The 6,919-nt window shown below is 72.0% G+C and carries 6 protein-coding genes; 2 read left to right on the plus strand and 4 right to left on the minus strand.

Going from position 1 to position 6,919, the window contains the following annotated elements:
• The coding region (locus VF542_RS14395; protein ID WP_408652394.1) for a thiolase family protein at positions 1-845 on the plus strand (845 nt) is incomplete at its 5' end.
• Positions 842-2,938 (plus strand): 3-hydroxyacyl-CoA dehydrogenase NAD-binding domain-containing protein, encoded by a 2,097-nt coding sequence (locus tag VF542_RS14400; RefSeq protein ID WP_408652395.1) that lies wholly within the window; start codon positions 842-844, stop codon positions 2,936-2,938. The genes VF542_RS14395 and VF542_RS14400, both read left to right, overlap by 4 nt.
• 92 nt (positions 2,939-3,030) lie before the next feature.
• Here the strand turns inward: VF542_RS14400 and VF542_RS14405 are convergent, their stop codons facing one another.
• From VF542_RS14405 to VF542_RS14420, 4 genes are all read right to left on the minus strand, one after another.
• Positions 3,031-4,536, minus strand: a complete 1,506-nt coding sequence (locus tag VF542_RS14405; protein WP_408652396.1) for a hypothetical protein — start codon at positions 4,534-4,536, stop codon at positions 3,031-3,033.
• Positions 4,537-4,562: 26 nt separating this feature from the next.
• Positions 4,563-5,750 carry a sensor histidine kinase gene (locus VF542_RS14410; protein ID WP_408652397.1) on the minus strand — a complete coding sequence of 396 codons (1,188 nt, stop codon included), beginning with the start codon at positions 5,748-5,750 and terminating at the stop codon, positions 4,563-4,565.
• Positions 5,747-6,460: a response regulator transcription factor gene (locus VF542_RS14415; protein ID WP_408652398.1), complete on the minus strand. Its 714-nt coding sequence runs from the start codon at positions 6,458-6,460 to the stop codon at positions 5,747-5,749. The genes VF542_RS14410 and VF542_RS14415 overlap by 4 nt, the downstream gene beginning before the upstream one ends.
• Positions 6,461-6,554: 94 nt before the next feature.
• The coding region (locus VF542_RS14420) for a transketolase C-terminal domain-containing protein (RefSeq protein ID WP_408652399.1) at positions 6,555-6,919 on the minus strand (365 nt) is incomplete at its 5' end.

Genomic DNA, 6,919 nt, shown 5'->3' on the forward strand with positions numbered 1-6,919 from the left:
ACCCCAACCCGCGGTTCCTGGCCGACAAGCTGGTCTCCCTGGACGCGCTCTCGATGGGCGCCACCGCTGAGAACCTGCACGACCGGTTTCCGCACCTGACCAAGGACCGCGCCGACCGCTATGCCCTGCGCAGCCAGGAGAAGCTCGCCAAGGCCTACGCCGAGGGCAAGATCCAGCCGGATCTGGTGCCGGTCGCGATCCGCTCCGCCGAGCAGGGCTGGGGCCTGGCCACCAAGGACGAGCCGCCCCGCCCGGGCACCACCCTCGAGGACCTGGCCGCCCTGAAGACCCCGTTCCGGCCGCACGGGCGGATCACCGCCGGCAACGCCGCCGGCCTCAATGACGGGGCTACCGCCTGCATCCTGGCCAGCGCGGAGACCGCCGCCGAGTTGGGGCTGCCGGTGCGGATGAGCCTGGTCGGCTACGGCTTCGCCGGCGTCGACCCCGAGGTGATGGGCGTCGGGCCGATCCCGTCCACCGAGCGCGCGCTGGCCGCCACCGGCCTGAGCATCTCCGACATCGGCCTGTTCGAGCTGAACGAGGCCTTCGCCGTCCAGGTGCTGGCCTTCCTGGACCACTACGGCATCGACGACGACGACCCCCGGGTCAACCAGTACGGCGGCGCGATCGCGCTGGGCCACCCGCTGGCCTCGTCCGGCGTGCGGTTGATGACCCAGCTGGCCCGGCAGTTCGCCGAGCATCCCGAGGTGCGCTACGGCCTGACCGCGATGTGCGTCGGCTTCGGCCAGGGTGCCTCGGTGATCTGGGAGAACCCCCACTATGCCGCCGAGAACGCCGCCGAGAACGCAGCTGAGGACGCAGTGGCGAACGGAGCAGGCCTGTGAACGCCCCGGAATTTCCCGACGAGGTCGTCACCCGGGCCCTGGTCCGCTACCTCGACCTCCCCGGCCTGGCCGGTGAGTTCGCGCTGATCACCCTGGACAACGGCCACGACCACACCCGTCCGTCCACCTTCGGCCCGGCCGGCCTGCGGTCACTGGACGAGGCGCTGGACCAGATCGCGGCCCGCTCGCCGAAGGTCGGCGCCGTCGGGGTGACCGGCAAGCCGTTCATCTTCGCCGCCGGCGCCGACATCTCCGGGATCGGGCTGGTGACCGAACGGGCCCAGGCGCTGGTGATGGCTCAGGAGGGCCACCGGGTCTTCGCCCGATTCCGGAACCTGGACGTCCCCAGCTTCGCGTTCGTCAACGGCGCGGCGCTGGGCGGCGGCTTGGAGCTGGCGCTGCACTGCGATTACCGCACCGTGTCCAGTTCTGCCGCGGCGATCGCCTTTCCCGAGTGCTTCCTCGGGCTGGTGCCGGGCTGGGGCGGCACCCAGCTGCTGCCCAACCTGATCGGGGCCGACAAGGCCGTCCGGGTGATCATCGAGAACGCCCTGAACCAGAACAAGATGCTCACCCCCAAGCAGGCCACCGACTTCGGCATCGCCGACGTCCTGCTGGACTCTGCCGACTTCCTCGCCGAGTCGTTGCGCTGGGCCGTGCGGGTCATCGACGGCTCGAAGCCGGTCGAACGGCCCGAGATCGACCGCGGCGCCGGCTGGGATTCAGCACTTGCCAAGGGCAAGGCCGCGGCGGACGCCCGGCTGCACGGCAGCGCCCCCGCGCCCTACCGCGCGCTGGAGCTGATCGAGCTGGCCCGGACGGCAAGCTTCGCCGACGGCACGGCGGCCGAGGACGAGGCGCTGGCCGACCTGATCATGAGCGACGAGCTGCGCAGCGGCCTGTACGCCTTTGACCTGGTCAACAAGCGCGCCAAGCGGCCGGCCGGCGCCCCGGACAAGTCGCTGGCCCGCAAGGTCACCAAGGTCGGCGTGGTGGGAGCCGGGCTGATGGCCGGCCAGCTGGCGCTGCTGTTCGCCCGCCGGCTCGAAGTGCCGGTGGTGCTCACCGACCTGGACCAGGGGCGCCTGGACAAGGGCGTCGGCTACGTCCACGGCGAGATCGGGTCGCTGCTGGCCAAGGGCCGGATCAGCCAGGACAAGGCCAACCGGCTCACGGCGCTGGTGACCGGGTCGCTGACCAAGGACGCCTTCGCCGACGCCGACTTCGTCATCGAGGCGGTCTTCGAGGAGCTGTCGATCAAGAAGGCGGTCTTCGCCGAACTGGAGCAGCACCTGTCCCCCGAGGCGATCCTGGCGACCAACACCTCGTCGCTGTCGATCACCGAGATGGCCGCCGAGCTGCGCCATCCCGAACGGGTGGTGGGCTTCCACTTCTTCAACCCGGTAGCGGTGTTGCCGCTGCTGGAGATCGTCCGGGGCGCCAAGACCGACGACGCGTCGCTGGCCACGGCGTTCGCGGTGGCCAAGACGTTGAAGAAGTCGGCCGTGCTGGTGTCCGACGCGCCGGCCTTCGTGGTGAACCGGCTGCTGACCCGGTTCCTGGGCGAGGTCACCGCGGCGGTGGACGAGGGCACCCCGATCGAGGTCGCGGACCGCGCGCTGGCCCCGCTGGGCCTGCCGATGCCGCCGTTCGTCCTGCTGGCCCTGGTGGGACCGGCGGTCGCGCTGCATGTCGCCGAGACCATGCACGCGGCGTTTCCCGACCGCTATCCGGTGTCGGAGAACCTGCGCCGGCTGGTCGAGGCCAACAAGCCCGGCGTCTACGTCTGGGACTCCGGCAGCCCGGAGGTCGATCCCGAGGTGGCGGAGCTGTTCGTCCTCGGCGACCGGCCGTCAGGAGAGGAACAGGTCCGCGACCGGGCGCTGGCCGCGCTGGCCGAGGAGATCGACCTGATGCTCGCCGACGGCGTGGTGGCCGAACCGCAGGACATCGACCTGTGCATGCTGCTGGGCAGCGGCTGGCCGTTCCACCTCGGCGGCGTCACCCCGTACCTGGACCGCCAGGGGATCTCGGAGAAGGTCCGGGGCAACCGGTTCCTGCCACCCGGGATCGCCAGCGTCGCGCACGCCTGAGCCGCCCCGGCGGCTGACCAATCCGGCGGCTGACCAATCCGGCGGCTGACCGGGCTCTCGCTGGACGGTGCCCCGGCTGAACGCTGCCCGGATCAGGGCATCTCGGCCATCGACTGCAGGTCCTCGGGCCCGAGGTCCAGCAGCGAGGCCTGGTTGCTGCCCGGCCGGTAGCCGACCACGGTGGCGTCCGCGCCGAGCGCCACGACCTGGCCGTTCCACCACAGCGGGGTCAGCGGTGCCTGGATCGGGAAGCCGTCCGGCTGCAGCGCGGGCACCGACGGCGACGCCGACCTCGATCTGCTGCCGGTAGCCGACGTCCCCGAACCCACCGAGCCGGAACTGGCCGGCGCCCCGGTGGTGCCGACCGTGCTGGAGCCACTGACGGTCACCGACGGGCCGGACTGCCCCGCCGAACCCGGCTGGCTGCTGCGGCCCGGCTGGCTGCTCGGAGCCGGTGGCTGGACGAGCGCCAGCACCTCGACCCGGTCGGTGCCCAGGTTCTTCAGCTGCGCCACGATCAGCCGGCGCCGCGGCCCGACCTGGCCGTACACCGCGAACGCCGAGCCGTCCGGATTGAAGCTGGCCGGCCCGGTCATCACGGTGATCCCCCGGGTCGGCTGGAACCACCGCACCCCGGCGACCGTGGTCGGGCTGGCGGTGGCCGAGGCAGAGCCGGTCCGGGCCGGTGGGCTGCGTGACGCCGAGGGTTTGGCCGACGCCGACGGGCTGGCGGTGCTGGTGGCGGTCGAGGTGGCGTAGCGCAGCGGCATCAGGCCGAACCGCCGGATGGCAACGTCCCAGACCAGCAGGTTGGTGGCGTCGGCGGCCAGCGGATGCACCGGGCCGAGCTGGCGCAGCGACCTGTTCGGCCGGATCAGCATCGCCGCGGCCGACAGCGGCTCGAGCGCCACGCCCTGGTCGAACACCCGGTTGACCGGCTTCCACACCACCAGGCCGACGGCGGTGTCGGTCGCGATCCGGGTGCCCGCCGGCAGGAACTGCGAGATTCCGACCCGCCGGGCCGCCGGGTCATAGCGCTGCACGGCGAAGTCGCGCAGCTCCGGTGGCCCGGTCTCGGTGGGGCTGGCCGACGGCGTGCGGCTGGCGGTCGTGGTCCCCGCGGCGCTGGCGACCAGCTTGCCCGGCTCGGTCAGCCCCGTCTCGACGAGCACCGCGGCCGCCCCGGTCGCTGCCGGGATCACCGCGTCGGCCGGCCCGAGGTCGTGGACGGCCAGGTCCGGCCGCACGGCATAGGCGCGCTGCCGGCCGTCCAGCGCCGCCAGCACCACGCTGATGCCGCGCCCGGTCACCACCGACAGCGGCCGTGCGGCGACCGGCAGGTTCACCCTTCGGACGCTGGAGCCCTGCCGCGATTCCACCACGCCGGCCCGGATCACCAGCAGGGCCGGCACCGCCGCGGGCACCTTGGGGCTGCCGCTCACTCCGACCGAGGTGCCGCTGGGCCGTGAGGACGGTTGCGGCTCACCGTGCGCTATCAGGATCACGGCGAGCACGAACAGCACCGCCACCCCGAATCCGGGAGAGCTGGTCCACGACGGCAGCCGCGGGCGCAGGCGCTGGTCACTGAGGCGCATCATCGACAGTGGTGGCTGGCAGCTGACCGCTAGGAGATCAGCGATGCTTCGCTGTCGGCGGAGGCGGGGAAGGAGATCTCGACCCGCAAGCCACCGGCCGGGTTCGCGCTGGCCGCGATCGAACCGTTGTGAGCGTCCACGATCGCCCGGACGATCGACAGTCCCAGGCCCGCGCCACGCTGGCCGGTCCGGGCCCGGCCACCCCTGCGGAAGGCGTCGAACAGGCCCTCGACCTCCTCGGGCTGCACCGGCACCCCGCTGTTGAGCACCACGATCCGTGACGTGCGGTTCGCTCCGGCGCCGACCGACTCGGTCTTGATCTGCACCCAGCCGCCGGGGACGTTGTAGCGCACCGCGTTCTCGACCAGGTTGCCGATCACCCGCTCCAGCAGCCGCGGGTCGCCGGTGGTGCGCACCGGCTCGCCTTCGGCGGTGATGGTGATGCCCCGGGTGACCGCCTCGGCCTTGGCCGCCGCGGTGGCGTTCGGGATCAGCTCGTTGAGCGTGACCACCTCGGTCAGCTCCAGGGTCTGGCCCTCCCGGCCCTGCAGCCGGGCCAGCGCCAGCAGCGCGTCCACCAGCTTCTGGGCGCGGTTGGTGGCCTCCCGGACCACCTCGCCCATCCGCCGCAGCTCGTCCGGTGGGGCGTTCGGGTCGGACAGGGTGACATCCAGCTCGGTCTGGATCACGGCCAGCGGGGTCCGCAGCTCATGGCTGGCGTTGGCCACGAACCGGCGCTGGCTGCCGAAGGCGGCATCCAGCCGGGCCAGCATCTCGTCGAAGGTGTCGGCCAGCTCGCGCAGCTCGTCGTCGGGGCCACCCAGCCCGATCCGCTCGCTGAGCGTCTTGGTCGACAGCTGCTTGGCGGTGGCGGTGATCCGGGCCACCGGCCGCAGCGCCTGGCGGGCCAGCAGGTAGCCGCCGATCGAGCCGATCAGGACGATCACCCCGAAGTACAGCAGGCCGTCCCTGAGCAGGTAGTGCAGCGCGCCGGTGCGCATCAGCGAGCGCGCATCGGACGGGTTCCAGGTGGTCCTGCCGCCGGTGGCGTTGTCGATGATGGTGACGTCGCCGGGGTTGGGCGGCAGCGCGATCTGGCTGAGCGCGCGGTCGAGCAGGATGTAGGACGTGGCCAGCAGGGCAGCGCCGATGAGCAGCACCAGAGCGCCATACAGCAGCGCCATCCGGATCCGCAGCGACGGCTGCACCAGTCTCACTGGTCGGTCGAACCTCCAGACTCATCGCCCTCGGCGGGCGCGGTGACCAGGGTGGGGTCTACTCGATAGCCTGAGCCCACCACCGTCTCGATGACGGGCGGCTCGCCGAGCTTGCGGCGCAGGGTCATCATGGTCACCCGCACCGTCGTGGTGAACGGGTCGGCGTGCTCGTCCCAGACCCGGTCGAGCAGCTCCTCGCTGGAGACGACGACCCCGGCGGCCGACAGCAACGTCTCCAGCACGCCGAACTCCTTGCGGGTCAGGTCGACGTTGCGCCCGGAGCGGGTCACGGTCCGCTTGGACGGGTCCAGCACCAGGTCGCCGGCCTGCAGCACCGGCGGGGCAGCCGGCGTGGCGCGGCGCCCGAGAGCTCGCACCCGGGCCACCAGCTCGGCGAAGGCGAACGGCTTGGCCAGGTAGTCATCGGCACCGAGGGCCAGCCCCTCCACCTTGTCCTCGATGGAGCCGCTGGCGGTCAGCATGATGACCCGGGTCAGCACGCCCTCGTCGGTCAGCGAGCGGCAGATCTCGTCACCGCTCTTGCCCGGCAGGTCCCGGTCGAGCACCACCACGTCATACCGGGTGGTGGTCGCCTTGGTGAAGCCCTCGTCGCCGTCGTAGGCGACGTCGACCGCCATTCCTTCTCGTCGCAGTCCGCGGACTACCGCATCCGCCAGCTGGGTCTCGTCTTCAACCACAAGTACGCGCACGCTGTCTCCGCTTTCTGGGTGCTCTCGACGGCCGTCGAAGGCGCAGGTGATGGGGCAACGATCTCACGAACAGCAAGTAACCGGGTACAGGAGGTCACTCACGCCGGCGGTCGGTGTCCCGAACCTGCGAGTGACCGGCTTCGAACAGCCCGGCGCCGCCGTCGCCGGGGCCGTCCCCGCGCCCGAGCACGGCCGCCGCGAACTCGACCACCCGGCGTGAGATGCCCTGCGGGGTCAAGCCGATGGCGGCGCGCACCTCGGCGACCTTCCCGTGCTCCAGGAAGTCGACCGGGATGCCGATCTCGCGGGTGGGGACGCTCAGGCCCTGCTCGCCCAGGTGCTGGGCGAACCGGGAACCGGCACCGTTGACCGCCACGCCGTCCTCCACCGTGACCAGCACCCCGGCCTGCGCCGCGAAGTCGGCCAGCGCCGGTGGCACCGGGGTCACCCACCGCGGGT

The sequence above is a fragment of the Jatrophihabitans sp. genome (assembly GCF_036389215.1).
Taxonomy (GTDB): Bacteria; Actinomycetota; Actinomycetes; order Mycobacteriales; family Jatrophihabitantaceae; genus Jatrophihabitans_A.

What these genes read in the sequence shown, in the direction of transcription:
- VF542_RS14405 (WP_408652396.1), bottom strand. Translation starts at nt 4,536, where the DNA reads ATGATGCGCCTCAGTGACCAGCGCCTGCGCCCGCGGCTGCCGTCGTGG.